Below are 20,239 nucleotides of genomic sequence, written 5' to 3' on the forward strand. Positions count from 1 at the left end.
AGGAGGACCGTGGCGGTAACGGGAAAGATTGCTGACGGCATTATTCAGATCGCTCTGGCCGGGTACGAAAAGGTCAAGGAGCAACTGAACGCCGTCAAAGGGCAACTGGGCCAGATGAAGAACGGCCTGGACACCCTCACGTCCGCCTCGGCCAAAGGGTTTGCCGTCGCCTCGGCTGGCATTCTTGGCTTCCTGAAAGCGGCCGACCCGGTGCGGTTCACCATCTTCACGCAGAAATTGGAGGTGCTCGCCATTCATATCGGCCGCACCTTCATCCCGCTGCTCGAATCGGCCATCAAGTGGATCGACAAGCTAATTGCGTACTTCAGCAAGCTCAGTGACGGCCAGCGGGACAATATCCTCCACTGGTCGAAGATCGGCCTACTAATTCTGGGCGTCGGGACCGCAATTGGTAAAGCCATCAGTTTGATTTCGAGCTTGTGGAGCCTTATCTCGGCCGGTGTCGGCGTGGTCCGGCCGCTGGTCGAGATCCTGTCGAAGATCATCCCTATCGGCAAGGTTCTGCGGCTGTTGACGCTGGGGTTCCTGTTGTTCAACGGCGAAGCAGGTCGGGCGACCGAACTGTTTGGCAAGCTGAAGGAAATGGCCCTTCCGGCTCTGGAGAGCTTGTGGGGCGTGTTGAAGAAGGTGTACGAGGCGTTCGTCCAGGTCGGGGGCCTGGTGGGCGACATCGTGGACGACATCTTCAACGGCATCGGCGGCGGACTGCTGGACGTGTTCGAAGAGGCGTTACCGCTGATTCAGTTGGCACTGAACCACATGAAGGCCATCCTGGATCTTATCGGGACGGCCTTGTCTGAGGTGGTTAGTGTCATCAAGGACGCTAAGGCGATTTACTCGGTGTTGAGAGAGAAAAAGGCGAGCGAGCTGCCGAAAGCGATTGCTCAGGGCCTCGGTCGGGCCGTGGTGAACGACCTGGAAGGTGCGGCCGGAAACATCAGCGACTTCTTCGGCGGTTTCGGCAAAGAAACGCTGGGTGGTGTGGCTGATTTTGTTCGGGACGATGTGATTGGCGGCAAAGCGGACGAAGACGCTATGTCAGCGGCCCGGGAGCGACTGGACACCACAGACGGCGACTTCAGCGGCCACGGGTCCGGTGGCGAATTTACCGGGGCGGGCGGCAAGTACAACCCGCTCCTCCCGCCGGTACGGGTACAGAATTTTGGTCTGGAAGAGGCGTTCAAGAAGGCCCAGCAAGGGGCCAGCTTCGACCCGACAAAAATTGCGGAGAACGAGCGGAAAAAGATCGCCATCGAGAGTCGGGATTATTTGAAATCGATCAGCGAAAAGGTGACCCCAGAGAGTGCGGCGGCTGGTGCGTTTTAATTCATACGGAGGACCATGAGTTTAGCGGAGTACGGCTACACCCTGACCACGAAGGACTCGAACGCAGAGTGGGACGCCACAGACTACAAGATCATAGCGAGTGGGTCCGGTGGCGGCACGTTCGCACCGGGCAACAGCCAGGCCACGATCGTCTATCTAGTCGAATACTACTACGTCGAGCGGTTCCTGGACGTGGTGCTTGGTAAAACCGTGAACCCCGGCACCGGTCTTCTTCGCCGGTCGGCCTCGGCCCCGGAGTTCGATTCTCTTCAAGGCTCTACCCCTGAAGAGCACCCGTACTTTTACAATTTTTTTGCCGCAAGTGCCGAGGTGGTGCCGATGGGCAAGCCGTCGGAGGACGTGGACGGTAGCCCGCTCTGGGCCAAGGCGTTGGTGACGGTCGTGTTCCGCCCGAACAACTACCTCATTGTGCCGGACGGGGAGTATACCAGCACCACCGAGATAAACCGATTCGTGGTCAAAACGCAGGAAGGCAACGCTGATTTTCAAACGTCACAGGGGCAGTTCAGGTTCGTGACGGACCCGGAACACCGGCCACTGGAAATTCAGCCAGCCATTGTCATTGCCAACCAACGACTCACGTACATTTGGAAGCAGGTGCCGGTGAAGGTGGACGTTGACGGCCGTCCGGACCTCGGCAAGATCCCGAACCTGGGCACCGTACTGCCGCTGGAAGGCACGATCAACGAGACCGTTTTCGACGGGTACGAACCGGGAACCGTTTTGTTTTCGGCGTACACGCCGACATTGGTGATGCCCCAAGCGGCCACGGCGAACAACTATTACTGGGAGATCGCTTACGCCCTGTCGGTGCGGGACTACGGTGTGTCGTTCACGCCCGTCGTGCCGGGCGAACACGTCGGCTGGAACTACGCCTACGACCCGACCCGGAACCAGTGGGACTTGTACACGGACACGGGTCTCGTCGACGGTCGGCCCATGTACAAGTACGGCGAGTTGAACGACCTGTTTGCGGTGACGTGGTAAAGGGGGCCAGTGCTTCAGAAGCTCAGTGCGTTCCAGACGGTGACACCGGCCGAATACAACCGGCTGGTTGAGTACGTCAACACGATTACCGACATTCGCACCAGCCCGCCACTGGAGGTGTCGCACTTCGGCGGCGGCACGCAACTGCGGGTGATCCAGACCGGGTTCCAGGCGGCCGTCACCGGGGTCGTTGACCTGGACGCCTCCCCGCCCTCGTCATCTTCATCCGAACCCAGCAACCGGTTCAAATACACGGTTCAAGAGGTCATTCAGCTCCCCAACGGGAAGTGGGAGTACCTTGAAAACGGGCGATTGCTGACGGGTGGCATCGGCGTCTGGGAATGGAACGACCGTCGGGTGGACGTGGGCACCGTCGTGTCCGTAGAACAGTGGGACGTGTACGACTGGCGGTTCAACGCCGGGGGCGGTGAAGAAGAGGGCTCATCATCTTCGTCATCAGGTTCGTCCGGCTCATCGTCTTCGTCATCTTCTTCGAACTCTTCGAAATCGTCGAACTCGTCCAGTTCCTCGGGTTCGTCCTCGTCGGGCGGGTGCTTCGATTTGGTGTCGAACCTCGTGTACGACGCCGAGGCGTGTACTCTCACGGTCACCAAGCTGAGTGTGTGCATCCCCGACTGCGTGACCGTGATTTACAGCTAAGGAGGCCCGTGCCCGGCGACATCGACCTGACGATGATGTGTGAAGATTGCTGCCAGCCGAAACCGGACTACGACCTGGTTTGTAGTACCCCCTGCTTGCTACCGAACCGGGTGATGGTCACCATCACGTCGACGTGTCCGGAGTTCAACGCCGAGACGGGCGGAAGTTACGTTGTTTACGCAGAAAACGATGGCACTCCGGGAACGTTGTGGGCGGTATCGGCGTTCGGGACCGGGTGGGGCGTGTTCGGTCACATTTTGTGCGGCGGTGGGGACTGTGGCGGTTACTGCTACGGACCGTTCCGGTTCGACGGTGGGACGTTTTGTTCGTCAATCTTTGCCGTCGCCTACGAGTGCTGCACCTGGTCCAATCAGTACAGCACCGGAGAAGCCCAACCCGTTGTGGACGCCAATCTTTATCTGTACGGCGGAATGTATGTTCTTCATATCGAAGATTACGGCGGTGGTGACCCGGGATGTGAGTAAGGAGGAGTGTGGCCGGACCGATCTTAGAGCCGTTGCCCAGTCTTACGCCGATTGAACCGTCGTCGAGTGCCGCACCAGTATCGAGTGCAGCACCCATTGAACCGTCGTCGAGTGCGACCCCGCTTCCGTCTTCAAGTGCGGCTCCTTTGCCGTCATCGAGTGCGACCCCGCTTCCGTCTTCAAGTACGGCTCCTTTGCCGTCATCCAGTGCGACTCCTTTGCCGTCATCCAGCACAACTCCTTCGCCGTCATCGAGTTCCGCACCGCTGCCGTCTTCAAGCACCGCACCCTCATCAAGCCGTTCTTCTTCAAGCTCATCGTCGAGGGGCCGCTCCATCACGATCCCCCTCGGCGGGTGCTGTGGCTGTTCGTCGTCATCGTCTTCGGCAAGTGCCGTTCCATGTAGTAGTTACCCGGGCTCTCTGTCGTACACGGTGTCACCGAACTGTACGCCGGGCATCCCGGCCCTTCCACTGACGGGCGGTCCGACGGTGTGGAACGCCGGGGCCACTACTAGCTGTGCCCCGACCGGATGGAGTATCACGCTGCACTGTTCGGGCGGTGCCCTGACGTACTCGGTTGCGGATGGCGGTGGGACGTACACCGGAGGCGTGACGATTTTCTCGACCAGCCCGTTTCACGCTCAAATCGTTTACACACCGGGGCCGGGTTCGTGCTGCGGCGGCACGCCTCAAACCATCGACATCACGGCGTAAATCTGGACGGCAGAACTCTTAATACTGCATGTGGATTGATGAATTAAAACGTGAACTGACGGGCCGAATGCTCGACATCTGGGATGGCACCAGCGGCTTAGCCCCCGACATTGAAGAGGGGTACCGGCGGTTGTGGCGGCGACAAGCGGCCTCGGCCAAGGAGGGGGTTCGACCCGGACGAGACGGTCCGGCGTCGGGGTGCGGTTGTAAAGGAGAACATGGGCAACGGCGTACCGCTAGAGAAGCAAGCAGCTCCTCCGTATCGTCTTCACCTCCGTCAGGGGCAGTGTCCGGGTGACGTGCTGGTCCTCACAGCAGCCGTCGAAAGCTTGCACCGAGCTTACCCGGGGGAATATCTCGTATCGGTCCAGACGACCGCACCTGAAATTTGGTGGCACAACCCCGGAGTTACCGACACCCCGGCGTACCAGTGTGCAATTTTGGAAATGGAATATCCGGCCATTCACGAGTGCGGCACTCGGCACGTCCATTTCATGCACGCCTTCTGCGAATATCTGTCGAATTTGATCGGCCGTCCAGTGCCTTTGGCAGTGAACCGGCCGCACCTGTACCTAGCCCCCGACGAACAAAAGCCGCTGGACGCTGTTCGGACCGATGTCCCGTACTGCGTCATCAATGCCGGGCACAAACTAGACTACACGGCCAAGTTCGCTAGCACGGCAATTTGGCAGGAGGTGGTGGATTATTTCCGGGGGCGGCTTCAATTCGTTCAGGTGGGAGAAGCGAATCCGCACCACATCCATCGCCCTCTGGAGGGAGTGCTGAACCTGATCGGCAAAACGACATTCCGTGAGTTCTTTCGGCTGGTTCGGTATTCGACGGTGGCGTGCGGTCCGGTTTCGTTTTTGATGCACACGGCCGCTGCGTTCGAGGTGCCTTATGTGTGCCTGGCCGGGGGCCGGGAGGAGCCGTCATGGGCGGCGTATTCCACGACTCAGTATCTGCACACGATGGGGGCGTTGGACTGTTGCCGCACATCGAGAGCGTGCTGGAAGTCGAGGACGGTGCCGCTGAAGGACGGAAATCGAAATGACCTGTCGCTTTGTTCGCTGCCGGTGATCCAGGACGACGGTGAAGCGGTGCCGAAATGCCTAGATATGATTGGTGCCGCCGGCGTAATTCGGGCCATTGATCAGCAACTGGGAGGCAGATGAGCGACGGGAAAAAGCTGGTTCAGTTCTTCGACCACGGCCTCGGAGATTGTGTGCAGTACGTCACGCTGCTCCAGTTGTACAAACGGCGGGGGTACGACGTTCGGTGCCACTGGGAACCGAACAAAGAACACGTGTTCCAGGCCGCCGGGATCGGGCACCAGCAGACGCTTAAGCACAATCCGTGGAAGTACTACCCGGGCTTCAATTCCCCGAAACCAGAACAGGACGGCAGCGGCAACAAGACCTTCTTGAATTTGAACCGGGACGGCCTTCCGCACATCGGCGAACCCGATGAGCTTTGGGACGAACTGTGCCAAGTGAACCTGGAAGACAGTTTCGACAAGCTCATCACGCCGGAAGTGCGGGCCGAGGTGGATCGATTCCTTGACGGCCTGCCCCGACCGATCGTCTGTATTCACAGTAAAGGCACGAACTTTCAGGGCGAGAAAACAATTCCGGATAAGGCGATTTCCGAGGTGTACTCATTGCTCCTTGACGGGATGCCGGGGTCGTTGGTTCTGATGGACTGGGACAACCGGGTGCCCCGGCCGCCGCATGGTCGTATTCGTCACGTGAAGCGGGACTGGGGCCACATTTCCGTTCTGCAAACAGCAGCCCTGTTGAGTGCGTCGGACCTCCTGATCGGCATCGATTCCGGCCCGTACCACCTGGCCGCAATGACTCGAACTCCGGCTTTGGGCGTGTTTCACCACTTTTACCCATCGTGCGTGACGTTGCCCCGGCCAACGCTGAAAAACGTCGTCATGACCCGGAATGCGAATTCGTACAAACCGGTGAACCAGGCCCGGCGAAAGCGGTGGAGTGTGGTGGAATACGGCGGAGCTTTGCCGTCTGCTTCGGACATCGCCACTCACGCTTTACGGATGCTAACCGGACCTCGTTACGGACTTCCGTTGGGCCGGGACGTGATGCTTCAACAAATGGTCCGAGACTGGTTGAAAGCGAGTACTGGCACCTCGGCGTTGGCAGACCGGAACAACACGATGGACTGGTTGTTTCGAGAGCTTGGCCGTTTTCCGAACCCGCAAATTGTTGAAACCGGTAGTATTCGAAGCCGGGAGGATTGGTCGGCGGGCTACAGTACGTACTTATTCGGGTGCTATTTGGACGGCCGGAATGCGGGGCAACTGACTTCGACGGACGTTGACGGCGGGAATTGTGCGACGGCTCGGGAGCTTTGTCGTCCGTGGGGCGAACGGGTTTCGGTGGTCGAGTCGGATTCGGTGCAATTTTTGAAGGGATACGGCGGGAAGATCGACGTGTTGTTCCTTGATTCGATGGATTGCGAACACGCTGAACACGCTTCCCACGGACTGGCCGAGGCGAAGGCGGCCGAACCGCACTTCCACGACGGTTCAATCGTAGGGTTCGACGACACTGTTTGGCAGAGCGGGCGGTGGACCGGCAAGGGCGGCCTCGGCGTGCCCTACCTACTCGGCCAGGGGTGGAAGGTGGCGGCCAGCGGGTACCAGACATTCCTCGTTATAGGACCGGGAAAGACGTGACGAGCGGCTTACTGCTTGACCCGGGGCAGCGGAGCTACCTCGACGGCCTTAATGGTGATGATGAATTCTCCATCTGGCCTGTAGAATTTTTCTTTGTCAGGCCCACACAGATCGCCATATGTTCCTACTGCCATCAATATTTCGCTTGAAAGCTTATTCTTAACAAGATGGTTTCTGTATATTCTTTCGATCGTCTTGTCTAGAAGTACTCTCACCTGCGATGGCTCCGTCGCCGTGAGTAGGTCACACACGCCTTGGGTCGTCACCTTTGTTCCGAGCAGCCCTGCGTACCGAAGGGTTTTGATCCGCCGGAGGGACACGTCGGTGACGGCCGTCCGATCGGCCACGAACACCCCGAGGCTTACGGCACCGTCAAGGAATGAGGCTAAAGACCCGTCATCAACCGCCGTGTGAGAAACATCAAGAAAGTCAATTTTTGCGGCGTCACTTATTTGTGGGAGAACGGTCAGGTTGTTCTTCGACAGGTTGAGCCTCTTGACGCCGTTGACCTTCAGGCTGCGAATCTTTGCATCGCTCAGCAAACAGTTGGGCAAGCTCAGACTCGTGAGGCCGTGAATTTGGCTAATAACTTGCAAGTCGGACGGTTCAAGGGCAACTCCCACAATATCAAGACTGACCAGATTCCTAATGCTCGAAACGGCCTCCACGATTGGTGCTGACTCTTCCAATTTGAGCGGCGGATTCTGCCATGCCGGCCCGTACCCCCCATTGTCACGCTCGTTCGAGTAGGTCCGAACTGTGACACTCACCTTCTGTGTCGTCGGGTCAATGTCGATGTCACAACCGACCCGGTGGTTTGTCGTCCGGCCGAGACCGGCCAGGAAAGCAACCGCTCTCTCATGACGAGCGAATGCTTCAAGTCGCTTATTCGCCTTGTCCAGTTCCTGTTCGGCACCAGCTAGCTTTAACGCAAACCCGGCCGCAAGCTTTCGCTTCTCACTCACCTCCGTTTGTGCAGCCCCGAGATTCTTGGCGGTTTGGGCCAAGTCAGCTTCCTTTTCCTTCAAAACCCACTTCAACTGGTTGATCTCGGCATTGATAGCGTCTCGTTTCACCACTAGCTCTTTCTGGTCGCCTTCCAGTTTCATTACCTGCATGGCGACTTCGCTTTTTTTTGCCTCCAGTTCGCTCTTTTTGCTGTCAATGACGCCGGTCGAATACAGCATGTACCCAGCGATAATTGTTGCACTAACCCCAGCGGCTGTAGTCAGGCTGCTGATCCATTCAGTTGGTTTCGAGGCCCGCAGCCACGTACCCGTCACGTGCATCCAGAGCCGTGCCCACCGCCCCAGCCTCGATTTGCTGGCCATTGCGTCCCCTCTTGAGGTTCGCTGTCCAATTTTTGGTTCGCTGGCGAACGTTTGCAATTTTCTGCGATGCGGGGTGCGAGGTGCAAAAAAAAGCCCCGGGTGCCTTTTGTGTCCGGGGTAGGGCTAATTACTTTTGTCCGGGTTACTCGTGCCCATCCAACACCCTGCGGATTGTCTCCAGCACCAGTTGTTCACGCTCCTGGGCTGTCATGGTTCGGCCGTTTTGCTCCAGCCATTCGTCGGCCCGTTCCTCCATCTCCTCAATGCTCACCCGTTTCCCGCCTTGGTAAAGCTCGGATTCGTTGCCCGGATACTCTTCTGGATTGCTCCGTTTCATGAGCGTTCCGTACCACAATTTCCGCTTACCTTCGTTGTTCCACCGTAGAAACTTCTCTACGTCACCTTCTAGCATGGGCGTACCTCCGTTCGGATTTCGAAGCCGGAGTCATTCTCTCACGAATTGCGACAATTCAAATGTGCGTTGTGCCAAAAAAGGAACCCCGGGTGCTTTGGGTCCGGGGTTGGAGAGCGGTGGGATATTCGACTAGTAGTTAACGCTACGATTCGTGGCCATTCGTGCAAATGAAATCGGCACCGTGCATATTGACGCTCGTGATTCGTGCAGGACGACCGCCGCAAATTCGGCAGCGGTAATCCTGATGGCTCACGTGCCTGACGCACCAGAGGTTTTCACACCGCCAGTCAAACGCACCTGGAGTAGTCGCCGCATTCACGAGCGTACCCCCGCAACCTGAGCACAGCATAGCTCATCTCCGAAGAGTTGGATTGGGGGGCTAACAGCGTCCATCTTTTCATGCACCAGCCGCAGCCGCAAGGGGAGCTTTTCATAGCAATCTGTGTTGCCACTTATTTCTTTTTCTTTGCGGACTTGGCCATGTGTGCCATGTCGGTTAGTGGCACTTCGGTACCCCACACGCCTTGTTCGTCCTTCGCTGTGTCGTACCACACCTTTCGCACCGTCCCGGAGTGCAGCCGGATTGTCAGAAACACCCGCTTGTCCTCGACGCTCACTTCGATCTTTTCCAGGTGCATTAATAGCCGTTGCCGTACCTGCTCCCTGAGTTCTTTGAGTTCGGAGCCGGATTTGCTTTTCATCAGGTCAACTAGGGCTTTCGTGTCCTCGATGTTCGGCCTCGTTTGCTGGCGTGATTTCTCTTCGATTTCGTTCGTCAGCCGGGTTTTCTCGACCTGCATTTCGGCTAACTTCGCCATGACCGCTGGCACCTCTGCCCCAAGCTGGTCGAGCTGGTCAGCGATATTCTTGATCCGCTCTTCGAGAAATTTCCTCTGAGCTTTGAGCGTCTCGATACCGTCTTCTTGGTTCTCTTGCGGTAGAAGGTCGCTTGCCTTCAATTCGTACAGCCAGTGCAGCACCACGCTTTCGAACCGTTCGTACCGCACCGCTACGTAGGGGTGCTCTTTCTTCCAGCCCAGATACGAGACGAGATACCGATAGTTGTGCTTTCCCGATTTGTTCGTCTTCGGCTTAGATATGAAAACCATATTGCAATCATGTTCTGGGTAGCGAACCAACCCCGTGAACAGGTTCACGAAATCGCCCTTCCGCCCTTGTTTGCCCGACCGGAGCTTCATTGCGTCTTGTGCAGCCCGATACGTTTTCTCATCGATAATCGGCGGGTAATATCCGGGGATGGCCGGACCGGGCTTGACCTTCTCGCCGTGTATCTGGGTCGGCAGTTCCCCCAGGACTCGGCGGTCCCTGAGAATGTCCCAGATGTATTTTTGTGCCCACCCGCTCCTGAACGGCGGTACCTTCTCTTCGAGCAATCGCCGCATTATCGATTGCAGCCCGTGCCCTTCGATGCACCAGCGGAACAGCTTCCGCACCAGCTCCACACGCTCCGGAATTTCTTCGAACCGGCCGCCGGTCACCCGGTTGTTCTTCTTCTTTTGATCCACCACCTTCAGCCACCCCGGGCAGATTTTGCTGAAAACCTTCCCTTCTGCGGCTTGGCGGTGTTTCTCCGTCCAGTTTTCCCGGGACCGAACCGCCTTTTTCTGTGACTCTTCGTGGGCCAAATAAAACCGCCAAATCAAACCCATCAGCCCCATCGGATCGTTCAAGCTGTCTTTCGTGTAAAGCCGGTACTCGATGACGCTGAACAGGTCACAGCCCTGTTCAAGTATTTTTCTCGCCACGTCCACGCTGGCCATGATTTTGTCACGGGAGAGCCGGTCCAAGTCCTCCAGAATTAACACCGGGTTCGGTTCCAGTTGTCTCGCTTCGAGGGCTGCGAGAAATGCGGACAAATCGCCTTTGGTGCGGTTTCGGCCACGAAAGGCAGATACCCCGCAGTCCCGGTACGTTTTCGTTTGGAGTACCCACCCTTTTTCCCGGCAGATTCGTACCGTGCCTTCCGTTTGCCGTCGCTGGCTGTCACCCTTTTCTTGCTCTGGGGTGCTGAACCGTAGGTAGCTGTAGGCGGGGCGGTTCGGTGTGGTCGGGTTCATGGTTTCCCCTCGATTGCCCTGATTTTAAAGCATTTCATGTGGTTGTCAAAAGTGTTGGCGGGTGCGTGGTGATCGAGGCGCCGGACGGCCGGGTGCTGCTGTACGACACCGGCACCACCGCCGGCCCGGACGCGGTGCGCCGGGTGGTGGCGCCGTACCTGTGGAGCCGCGGGGTGACGCGGATCGACGAAGTGTTCTTGTCGCACGCCGACCTGGACCACTTCAACGGGGTGCCGGAACTGCTCCGGCGGTTCCACGTGGCTCAGGTGACGATGACGCCGACGTTCCCGGACAAGAATAGCCCCGGCGTGGAAGCCGTGCTAGCCGCGCTGGACCGGCACAACGTCCCGCGCGGGTTCGCGGCCGCGGGGCAGCGGTTCGTCGCGGGAGATGTCGCGCTGGAGGTGTTGCACCCGCCGCCCGTCGGCCTGGAGGGGAACGAGAACGTGCGAAGTCTGGTGCTGCTCGTGCGTCACGGCGCGCACACGGTGCTGCTGACGGGCGATCTGGAAGGGGAGGGGCAGGCGCGGGTGACGGCGCGGGCGATTGCGCCGGTGGACGTGATGCTGGCCCCGCACCACGGGGCGAAGAGTGCGAACGCGCCGCGTGGCGTGGCGGGCGCGCCGGAACCGGGTGTGATGGCGGCGTGGGCGCGTCCGAAGTTGGTGGTATCGAGCCAGCGGGCCGGGACCGCGACGGATCACCTGCCCCGGAGCTACCGCGGGGCGACGGTGTGGGACACGCCATCGGCCGGGGGAGTGACGGTGCGGAGCCACCGCACCGGGATGGTCGCGGACGCGTTCCGCACCGGCGCGCGCCAGGTGGTCGGGCGCGGGGAGTAGCGACGCAACGTCGTTCAGAACGCGCGGCGGAATTATTCCCGCTCCTAGGGGCGCCCAAGCGCGATGGAGGAACCGAGGAGATTTTGACAGGATCGACAGGATAAACAGGATTTTGAATCAATCTGTCTTCATCCGGTAAATCCTGTTAATCCTGTCAAAATCTGTCTCCGTGAGCACGTGGACTGCACGAGCCGAAACGGCGCCACGGCTATCCGCCCATTCCGCCCCCCGTTCTTATTCTGTTTGCTTCGCCCGGGTCCGGAGAAGCACCGATACACCGAACACCGACACGCTGGAGCGTTACGCACAATGAAGCATCAGAGGCCGTGCCGCTCTAATCCGCTACAAGCCGCGTACGCCGGTTACACCCGCGACGATGTGAGCGACCGAAACAGCCGGGAAGGGGAGTTCATGTGTTCCGTTTGGGGGCGGTGCTGTAACCCCCGTTACAGCCGGACACCGATGCAATCGCTGGTGCGTCGACTGGACATCCGCTGCCGTCCGACTACCCGTTCGCTGCCACTTCGCAGGGTAGTTGCTACCAACGAATTGCCCGTCTCAAGCCTTGGAAACGGCTCTCGGAAGTAACAGCGATCGGGTTGCGGTGCCGCCCGGTGTTGCTCTGTAAAGTGTTGTAATTTAATTGCTTACGAGCTTTTCTTGCTCGAACTCGCTTCTCGGGCTACGAGTTTGAAAACGGGAAACTGGCCTCGTGACATCTGCCGTACAGGTGGCGCGGCAAGTCCGATCGGGTAGTCGTGGCACCGATCGCTGTCGGTGCCACGACTACCCGATCAACCAGTAGCTGCTGGAGAAGCAATGGAACACACGTCGGTCGAGTTAGTCCTTCGTGTCGTCGTCGCTGAGGAAGTCGAGTACGTCGGCTTCGTTCCACTCCTCGCCGTCCGGTTTGCCCTTTTGCTTCTCTTCGGGAGCCGGTTCGGAGTCGTTGACACCCGGCAGCGCCAGGTCGATTTCTTCGACCGGTTCGCTCAGATCGCCGAAGAGGTGCGCCTCGCCGAGCCGTTCCCACAGCAGCCGCGCGAACGGTTTCACCTCAATGTGCTCCTCCACCGCCCACCGGTCGCGGTCCTGCGGCCGGATGAACTGTGCCGTCCGCAACTTGCGCAGCGTGGTGTGCGCGTCCGAGTCGCGTGCGAAGTCGGGGAACATTTCTCCCACCGTCGGGACGCCGGCGTGGTCCATGATGGCGCGCAGGGTGTCCCGCTCGTCGGGGCGTATGAATGGCGCCGCGGCTCGCATCTCACGCACCAGTCCCGTGAGTGCCGCCGCGAGTTCGTCCGCCGTGCAACTCACCGTTACCGGCCCGAGGTCGAGTTCCAGTTCGTGTTCCGCGTGGGTCAGGTGCATTCGATTCTCCCGTGGCCCGGCCGGTCCGCGCGGCAGAGAGCCGCAGAGCGGAGCAACCTTGTGAATGTGGCGACAGGGGCGAAACTGGGCGAAGGCGAAGCCCGAGCGATGTGGCGATGAGCGAACCGAAGTCAGTATAACCCCACACGCGCTTTCATGCAACTCTCATCTCGGGAAACGAAACCCGCTCGTTGGCGTGCCGAAAACGTGAACATATAATCACGTCGCGCCGCGTTCTGGACGGTCCGGGACCGCGGCGCGCACCCGAAACGAGGCTCCGGATGAAGACGTTCGCACTGGTGATTGGGTTGGTCGCATGTTCGGCCCTGACCGCGCCGGCGGCCGACGAGAAACTGGACCTGGCCGGCACCTACACGCTGGTGGCGGGCAAGAAGAACGGCGCCGACGTGGACGAGACCGCCAAGAAGGCCCAGTACACCGTCACCGCCGACAAGTTCACCATCAAGGGCGGCGAGGTCAAATTCGTGATGGGGTACAAACTCGACGCCAAGGCGAACCCGGCGCAGATCGACATGGAGATCCTCGAAGGCCCCGAAGGCACCAAGGGCACGAAGGCCGTGGGCATCGTCGAACTGAAGGGCGACACGCTCAAGGTCGCGTACTCGCTCGACAAGGAGAAGCGCCCGAAGGAGTTCGACGGTAAGGCCGGCTACTACTTCGAGCTGAAGAAGGAAAAGGCGAAGTAACGCCGCGTTCGTACACTCACTGCCATCTGCCGGCAGATAGTGCTGTCGGCAGTTCTGCTCACCGCGCCCTTTCCCTTCCGGGACTGTTGTGATGCGTTCTCTACTGGTCGCTGTCGCGCTACTCGCGCTCGCCGTCTGTTCCACCCCCGCGGACGAGAAGCTGAAGGGCATCGCGTGCCGCTCGGTTCACCTCGGCTACCCGGCGCCGGAGGGCGTGGCGTTTTACAACGAGCTGACGGTGGAGAAGTCCGCCGAAGGCACGTACTTCATGGCCGCGGGATGGGGCAAAGGGTACTTCGGCATTCAGGAACTCGCGAACGGCAAGAAGCTTGTGCTGTTCTCCGTGTGGGACCCGACCACTGGCGACGACCCCAAGAAGGTGGACGAGTCGAAGCGGGTGAAGATGCTCCACAAGGACGCCGCCGTCCGCGTCGGGCGGTTCGGGGGCGAAGGTACCGGCGGGCAGTCGTTTTTCGATTACGACTGGAAGATCGGCGAGACCTATCGCTTCCTCGTGACCGCCAAGCCCGACGGCGACGCGCGCACCGCGTACAGCGGCTACTTCTTCGTTCCGGAAAAAACGGCCGGGGGCTCGGGTGGTTCCCCCGCGAAGGGGCAGTGGAAACACCTCGTGACGTTCTCGACCCTCACGAAAGGCGACTTGCTCAAGGGGTGCTACTCGTTCGTGGAAGACTTCCGCCGGAACAAGGTTTCCACGACGAAGGAGCGCCGCGCGAGTTTCGGGAACGGCTGGATCAAACCGGCGAAGGGCGAATGGGTGCCGTTGGACAAGGCCCGCTTCACCGCGGACGCCAATCCGGTCACCAACATTGATGCCGGCGCCGCGGACGGGCGCTACTTCCTCACCACCGGCGGCGACATCGAGAACAAGACCACGAAGTTGCGGGATTCCATCACGCGGGACAAGGAAAAGTCGGGCGCCAAACCGCCCGCGGACCTGCCGAAGTTCGAATGAGACCTGCCCCGTGCGGATCAGCAGCGGTGAGCCGGAAGTGTTCCCCCGGCTCGCCTCGTTGGTCCGGGCATGCGACTACTATTGCGGGGCGGTGTGTTTGCGCAACTGCCCCCGGAGCCGGCGGATTTCGAACACGGCGGTGCAAAGCAGTACGGCCAGAACGGCGATCGCGGTGCCGAGCCAGACGGTTGGTGATCCGCTCTCGTCTCGTGCGGGTGGGGGCTTGGAAACCCCAGGTTTTACGAGCGACGGCTCCGGCACAGGAACGGGATTGGGGATGGGCTGAGCGGAGCCGGTTCGGAACCCGTCCGCGTCGACTCGGTACCGGACGTTGCAGTCGTGGTCGTCGCACCATTGCCCTTCGAGCCCGGGGATGCGGAACGCTTCTTGCGGTATGGGCTCGTTGACGCGGATCTCGGACAGTACCGTGACCCGGTGCTCCTTGAGTTCTCCGTTTTCGAACGACCGGTGTTCGACTCGCGCCGGGTAGAACTGGCCCGGCTTGGGTTCGGCAAACGCCGTCACCTCGTGCTCGTGATGGTGGTGGGACTGATCGTGGGGGTACTCGGTGTGCTTCCGAATCAGGTAGTTGTGGTTCGGGCTGAACCAGAACTCGTTGACACTACTGTCGTGCTTCAGCACCACGTGGATTTCCGCAGCCTCGCCTGGCTGCGTCGGGAGGCGTCTGATCGAAATGATTTCGTGGGGCTGTCCCAGTAACGCGTGAAAAGGGAGCGACCCTCCGTCGCGAGACGTGTAATCGAACAGGGGGCCGATGGGGTCCGACATACATCGCCAATGAGCGGAGACGGTTGGCTTTTGATAATCGCTCGGCTCGGCCGGCATTGACACGTTCAATAAGTACCCGAAGCGAGAGAGCTGGTCAAACATCGCCATGTCCGACATGAGGGTGCGCTGCCTCCAGGCGTCGGGCGTGCGCCAGAACTGCGTCGGGCCGGTGGCGAAACTGACATGACCCATGCCCACGGGCGGCATTCGATCGTCTTCGTACTTGTAGCGAAGGGCCTCCCATTTCAACGTGTAATACCGTTCCGTGTAGCTTACGGTGCGGATCGCGTCGCGGGCCGCGCGGTGGCGGTCGCGGACTTCGTCCAGGAGGGCACGCTCGTTCGGTTCGGATGCGGCCAGTGGGGAAACAGGGGTAAGAACACAGACCGAAATGAGGAGCCAGTTCCGGCACACGGGCATGGCGGGACTCGCGCGTGGGGCGGCGCCAACGGGGCGCCGGGGGCCGATGCACAACGCGGACCCCGGCGCCCCGTTGGCGCCGCCGTGAAAATGTTCGAGCGTTCGGGCATTCGGGCGTGGCGTTACTCTTCCAGGAACTTCTTGAACTCGATCTGGTAGCAGGTGGTGTTGCTGTTGCCGCAGAACAGGGACTTGCCGTCCGGGCCGAACGCGAGCGACTGGACCGGCCCGTCGAACCCGCGGGCCACGAGCAGCCGGCCGCTGAGCACGTCCCAGCACCGCACGATGCCGTCGTCCCCGCCGCTGAGCAGGTAGCTGCCGGTCGGGTCGAAGCACACGGCGCTGATGGTGCCCTGGTGCCCGCCGAACACGAACACCGTCGCCTGGGTCTCGGCGTCCCACACGTAGACGGCGTCTTCGAGCCCGGCGCCGGCGAGGTACTTGCCTTGCGGGTCGAACGCCAGCGCCGTCACCCCGACATCGATCGTGTACAGCTTTTCCTTCGTGGTCACGTCCCACACGCACACCGCGCCGTCGCGCTCGCCGGTGCGCATGTAGTCGGCGCCCCCGCACGCGACCCGCTTCCCGTCCGGGTGGAACGCGATCGTCTCCAGGGTGCAGGCGTCCGCGGCCTCCACGATGATCATGTCGGGCTGGCCGGTCTCGCACGCCCACAGCCACACCAGGCCGTCGGCCGGGCTGGTGTGAGCGAGCGTCTTCGAGTCGGGGCTGAAGGTCACGAACCCGACCGGCGGCTTGGTCGCTTCGAGCGAGTGCGCGAGGCTCCCGTCGGCCGCGTTCCAGAGCTGCGAGAAGTAGTCGGTGCCGCCGATCCCGAGCCACTTCCCGTCCGGCGAGGCGGCCACGGAGAACGCCGGACACAGGTTGGTGGGGGCCACCTCGTCGCCGCTCTCCACGTCCCACACGCGCACGTTCTGCGCGCCGGAACTGGCGAGCCGGAGCGGGGCGCCGGGGAGCACCGCGATCGAGTGCCGGCCGCGCGGGTTCGGGCCGGCGATCAGCTTCCCGGCGCGCACGTCCCACACGTGAACCACGCGGTCCGCGCCGGCGCTGGCGAGCTTCGTCCCGTCCGGGCTGAAGCACAGGCACCGGACCTCTTCGTTGTGGCCCCGCAGCACCGGGCCGCGGGCGGCGCCCTCGGCGTCCACCCACAGGTGGATGTCGAAGTCCGAGTCGGCGCAGGCGAGGTACCGGCCGTCCGGGCTGAACGCGGCCGTCACCACCTGGTCGGCGTGGCTGTTGAGCAGCATGAGCGGGTCCGGGTGCGGCGGCCGCCACACCCGCGCGGACGTGTCCCAGCCGGCGGAGACCAGCAGGGCCGAGTCCGGCGACCACACCAGCGCCGGGATGCGGTCCGTGTGGCTCTTGAGTTCGGCGACCGGGCGGCGCGTGGCCGCGTCCCACACCCGGACGGTGAGGTCCTCGCCGGCGGTCGCGACGAACTTCCCGTTCGGCGAGAACGCGAGCGCGGAAATCGCTTTGCGCGGGTGCGCCTGCACCTCGCCCACGAGTGCGAAGCTCGTGGCGTCCCAGAACCGGAGCTTCCCGTCGTCGTGGCCGCTGGCCACGACCGCCCCGTCGGCGCTGAACGCCAGCGCGGTGAGCCACGCCGAACCGGCCGGCTGCTCGATCCGGCTCAGGAGCTGTCCGGTGCCGGTGTCCCAGATGAGCAGGTCGTCGTTACCGCTGGCGAGCCGCTTCCCCCCGGGGCCGAAGCACCACAGCGTCTCGAGGTCGCTCAGGAAGTGCCGGGCCAACAGCCGCCCGTCGGGGGCCCAGTGCCGCAGCACGCCCGACTCGTCGATCGAAAACAGACGCCCCTCGGCGTCGAAGGTGAGCCCCGCGATGTCGCCGTCGGTGTGGAACCTCGGCTCGCCGAACACCCGGGTTACAAGTGGCAACGGGTAGATGGGTGTTGCGTCTTCGCGTGGAGTGGTCACGGGTGTGGACATGAAAGCCCTTCGTCGTGCGGTCTCGGTGTTCGCGCGGTGGGCGCGCGGAACGGGCGTTTCAACTCTAGAACAGTGTTTCCGTTGAGGCGAGAAAAACAGGGGCGCCGGGCAGAAAATTCGGCGTGCCGGGAACAGTTGACCAATTCGGAATTATTGTCGCATTTAAAATATTCTGCGCCAACAACAGAAATCCAGAGGATTTGGGCTGCGCGAGCCGCAAGCCACGTGAGTTTCGCCAAGTATGGCTTTGCTGGACCGGAAAGCAAATCGGCAGCGCGGAAAGCTCATTTACGGTGCGGGCCGGGTTTCATTCCGACGACGGTTATTGCAAATGTGCCGCTTTTACGGCACTCACGCGGTTCCGGTACCAGCCGTATTACGGCAAACGGGTGTGATCTGGACGTTGCACCGCGGTCGCCCGTTTGAAACCGATTACCACGTCCAGTCGACGCGGTACACGTGGTTCGCTTCCGGGTTCGGGATCTCCCAGTAAATCCAGCTCCCGTCGTCGGCCGCGAACGTGAGCAGCGGTCCGGTGTACGGGCGCGGCTCCTCGCGCGTTTTGGGGTCGTCTGCTCGAGTCGGTGCGTACCGGAACTGGTGGGTCTTGAACGGCCGGTCCTCGGGGAACAGGATCAACATGGAGGTCTTGACCGAGCCCTCGTAGCCGACCGCTCCGAACCACTGCTCGTCGGGCGCTTGGAGCGAGTTCCAGTAGGTGCTCGAATAGCGGAGCGTGAACTCGTGCCCCACCGGGATGTCGGACACGTCGAACACCAGTTGCCGCACTTTCATTGCCTGTTGCCCCACGAACCCGGGGCGCTCCGCACTGAACGCGCGGGCCTTGTCGGCGTTCGGCCGGCCGGCTCGGTTGACGACGTCCCGTCCGGTGGTGCGGGTCTCGACGCGCAACTCGTTCACGGGGGCGATCTTCTTCACCTCGCGCCGGGTGAAGTACACGATCGAGGATTCCGCGGTCGAGCCCGGAGGGACCGCGCGCCACCCGCGCATGTCCACGATCCGCTCGTCCCGGCGCACCTCGAAGTGCGACGCGTCCGCGTCGGGCAGGTTCGGTAGTACGGTGACGGGGTGCGGCGAGGTCCGGTCCGGGAGCGGTTCCACGAGTCGGAGGGCATCGACCTGCTTGGCGACTTCGTCGCGCACGAGTGCGACGGCCGCGTCGTCCTTCTTGCGGAACAGCCACACCGGCGACGGTGCGAGCCACGCGACGGCGAGCAACCCGAGGAGAACGCCCGCCGCCAGGGCGGGGCGCCAGCGGCGGCGGAACTGCTTGCAGGCCGTGTACCACAGCCCGGTGCGCGGACCAAGGAGCGGCTCCCCGCCCAGGTACCGCCGCAGGTCGGCGGCGAGGTCCGCGGCGCTCGCGTACCGCTCCGCCGGGTCCTTCGCGAGGCACTTGCGGCAGATCAGGTCGAGTTCGCGGGGGACGCCCGGGGCGCGCCGCGCCGCCGGCACCGGTTCGTCGCTAACCACCTGACGGATCACGGACCACGCATCCGAACCGGTGAACGGCACCGAACCGGTGAGGCACTCGTACAGGATGACGCCGAGCGCGTAGACGTCCGCCGCCGGGCCGATGCTCTTCGTCTCGCCCCGCGCCTGCTCCGGCGACATGTACGCGGGGGTGCCCATCACCGACCCGGTTCGGGTGAGTTCGGCGCCGTCGCGCTTCGCGAGCCCGAAGTCCATCACCTTCGGTTCGCCCCACGGTTCGGCGGCGGGACCCGGGGCGTCGAGCAGGACGTTGTGGGGCTTCAGGTCGCGGTGGACGATGCCGCGGTCGTGGGCGGCCTGCACCCCGAGCGCGACCTTCGCGACCAACTCGGCCGCGGCACAGGGGCGCATTTTCCCGGACGCGCGGAGCCGCTGCGCGAGGCTCCCGCCCTCCAGGCACTCCATCGCGAGGTACGGGCGCCCGTCGGCCTCACCGCTGTCGAACACCTGGATCACGTTGGGGTGGCGGATCGCGGCCACCGCTTGCGCTTCCCCGAGGAACCGCGCGACCTCGCGCGCGTCCGCGTGCGCGCCGGCCAGCACCATCTTGAGCGCCACCACCCGGTTCAGTTTCACCTGCCGGGCCTTGTACACGACGCCCATGCCGCCGCGCCCGAGTTCGCCGACGATCTCGTACCCGGGAGGGCCGGACGCCGTGAGCGTGAGCGCGACCCGCTGCGCCTGTTCCGCCGTCTGTGCGAGCGTCTCGCTGTGCGCGAGAGACGCTTCGCTCGGGTGCGTGTCCCCTTCGGTTGTCAAATCGGGGGGCGACGGCGATGCGGTTCGTGTTTCATCATTCATGTGGCGCCCAGAAAGAAGCACGCGCGTAGTTTAGCACCGAACGGGGCGGGGCGCCTGCTGATGCGCCAGAAGCGTGAGCGGCGGCGCGGGGCGGGCGCGACACA

17 protein-coding genes are annotated in these 20,239 nt (G+C 61.8%); 9 read left to right on the forward strand and 8 right to left on the reverse strand.

The features are described from left to right. The first annotated feature begins 9 nt into the window (after nucleotides 1-9). From GobsT_RS09090 to GobsT_RS09105, 4 genes are read left to right on the forward strand one after another with little or no spacing between them, the layout of a single operon-like run. Nucleotides 10-1,347: a phage tail tape measure protein gene (locus GobsT_RS09090; protein WP_010035123.1), complete on the forward strand. Its 1,338-nt coding sequence runs from the start codon at nucleotides 10-12 to the stop codon at nucleotides 1,345-1,347. A gap of 15 nt (nucleotides 1,348-1,362) precedes the next feature. Further along, entirely contained in the window at nucleotides 1,363-2,355 is a 993-nt protein-coding gene (locus tag GobsT_RS09095; protein WP_010035122.1) for a hypothetical protein, read from the forward strand. A 9-nt stretch (nucleotides 2,356-2,364) separates the two neighbouring features. After that, nucleotides 2,365-3,015 carry a hypothetical protein gene (locus GobsT_RS09100; RefSeq protein ID WP_010035121.1) on the forward strand — a complete coding sequence of 217 codons (651 nt, stop codon included), beginning with the start codon at nucleotides 2,365-2,367 and terminating at the stop codon, nucleotides 3,013-3,015. Nucleotides 3,016-3,023: 8 nt separating this feature from the next. Beyond that, on the forward strand, nucleotides 3,024-3,500 hold the full coding sequence (locus GobsT_RS09105; protein ID WP_010035119.1) for a hypothetical protein: 477 nt from the start codon (nucleotides 3,024-3,026) through the stop codon (nucleotides 3,498-3,500). 42 nt (nucleotides 3,501-3,542) lie between these two features. On the opposite strand, the gene GobsT_RS09110 is transcribed toward GobsT_RS09105, so the two are convergent. Next, nucleotides 3,543-3,818: a hypothetical protein gene (locus GobsT_RS09110; protein ID WP_010035116.1), complete on the reverse strand. Its 276-nt coding sequence runs from the start codon at nucleotides 3,816-3,818 to the stop codon at nucleotides 3,543-3,545. Between the two features lie 616 nt (nucleotides 3,819-4,434). Between GobsT_RS09110 and GobsT_RS09115 the strand changes: the two genes are divergently transcribed. Both GobsT_RS09115 and GobsT_RS09120 read left to right on the forward strand, forming a co-directional pair. Beyond that, complete coding sequence (locus tag GobsT_RS09115) at nucleotides 4,435-5,391, forward strand: glycosyltransferase family 9 protein (protein WP_029600683.1); 957 nt, start codon at nucleotides 4,435-4,437, stop codon at nucleotides 5,389-5,391. After that, nucleotides 5,388-6,917 carry a class I SAM-dependent methyltransferase gene (locus tag GobsT_RS09120; RefSeq protein WP_010035110.1) on the forward strand — a complete coding sequence of 510 codons (1,530 nt, stop codon included), beginning with the start codon at nucleotides 5,388-5,390 and terminating at the stop codon, nucleotides 6,915-6,917. Before GobsT_RS09115 ends, GobsT_RS09120 begins: the two co-directional genes overlap by 4 nt. An 8-nt stretch (nucleotides 6,918-6,925) precedes the next feature. Here GobsT_RS09120 and GobsT_RS09125 read toward each other — a convergent pair whose 3' ends face one another. From GobsT_RS09125 to GobsT_RS09135, 3 genes are all read right to left on the reverse strand, one after another. Then, the gene (locus GobsT_RS09125) at nucleotides 6,926-8,248 is read right to left on the reverse strand and encodes a hypothetical protein (protein WP_010035108.1); all 1,323 of its coding nucleotides are present in this window, start codon (nucleotides 8,246-8,248) and stop codon (nucleotides 6,926-6,928) included. Nucleotides 8,249-8,390: 142 nt separating this feature from the next. After that, the gene (locus GobsT_RS09130; RefSeq protein WP_010035103.1) at nucleotides 8,391-8,660 is read right to left on the reverse strand and encodes a hypothetical protein; all 270 of its coding nucleotides are present in this window, start codon (nucleotides 8,658-8,660) and stop codon (nucleotides 8,391-8,393) included. 455 nt (nucleotides 8,661-9,115) lie between these two features. Beyond that, nucleotides 9,116-10,741, reverse strand: coding sequence for a recombinase family protein (locus GobsT_RS09135; protein ID WP_071529239.1), 1,626 nt, complete (start codon nucleotides 10,739-10,741; stop codon nucleotides 9,116-9,118). A gap of 38 nt (nucleotides 10,742-10,779) precedes the next feature. Here GobsT_RS09135 and GobsT_RS09140 point away from each other — a divergent pair, with 38 nt between their 5' ends. Continuing rightward, nucleotides 10,780-11,583 (forward strand): ComEC/Rec2 family competence protein, encoded by an 804-nt coding sequence (locus GobsT_RS09140; RefSeq protein WP_157506551.1) that lies wholly within the window; start codon nucleotides 10,780-10,782, stop codon nucleotides 11,581-11,583. Nucleotides 11,584-12,423: 840 nt separating this feature from the next. Here the strand turns inward: GobsT_RS09140 and GobsT_RS09145 are convergent. Then, entirely contained in the window at nucleotides 12,424-12,954 is a 531-nt protein-coding gene (locus tag GobsT_RS09145) for a hypothetical protein (protein WP_010052086.1), read from the reverse strand. Between the two features lie 281 nt (nucleotides 12,955-13,235). On the opposite strand from GobsT_RS09145, the gene GobsT_RS09150 reads away from it, so the two are divergent. Both GobsT_RS09150 and GobsT_RS09155 read left to right on the forward strand, forming a co-directional pair. Continuing rightward, the gene (locus GobsT_RS09150) at nucleotides 13,236-13,661 is read left to right on the forward strand and encodes a TIGR03067 domain-containing protein (RefSeq protein WP_010052084.1); all 426 of its coding nucleotides are present in this window, start codon (nucleotides 13,236-13,238) and stop codon (nucleotides 13,659-13,661) included. A 91-nt stretch (nucleotides 13,662-13,752) separates the two neighbouring features. Continuing rightward, entirely contained in the window at nucleotides 13,753-14,637 is an 885-nt protein-coding gene (locus GobsT_RS09155) for a DUF3472 domain-containing protein (RefSeq protein ID WP_010052082.1), read from the forward strand. Between the two features lie 78 nt (nucleotides 14,638-14,715). On the opposite strand, the gene GobsT_RS09160 is transcribed toward GobsT_RS09155, so the two are convergent. From GobsT_RS09160 to GobsT_RS09170, 3 genes are all read right to left on the reverse strand, one after another. Continuing rightward, nucleotides 14,716-15,846 (reverse strand): hypothetical protein, encoded by a 1,131-nt coding sequence (locus GobsT_RS09160; RefSeq protein WP_109571185.1) that lies wholly within the window; start codon nucleotides 15,844-15,846, stop codon nucleotides 14,716-14,718. 122 nt (nucleotides 15,847-15,968) lie between these two features. Further along, a complete protein-coding gene (locus GobsT_RS09165) occupies nucleotides 15,969-17,819 on the reverse strand; it encodes a WD40 repeat domain-containing protein (protein WP_010050655.1) in 1,851 nt (616 codons plus the stop codon). Between the two features lie 432 nt (nucleotides 17,820-18,251). After that, complete coding sequence (locus tag GobsT_RS09170; protein ID WP_081472004.1) at nucleotides 18,252-20,135, reverse strand: serine/threonine-protein kinase; 1,884 nt, start codon at nucleotides 20,133-20,135, stop codon at nucleotides 18,252-18,254. Nucleotides 20,136-20,239 lie beyond the last annotated feature (104 nt).

It is taken from the genome of Gemmata obscuriglobus (assembly GCF_008065095.1).
Taxonomy (GTDB): Bacteria; Planctomycetota; Planctomycetia; order Gemmatales; family Gemmataceae; genus Gemmata; species Gemmata obscuriglobus.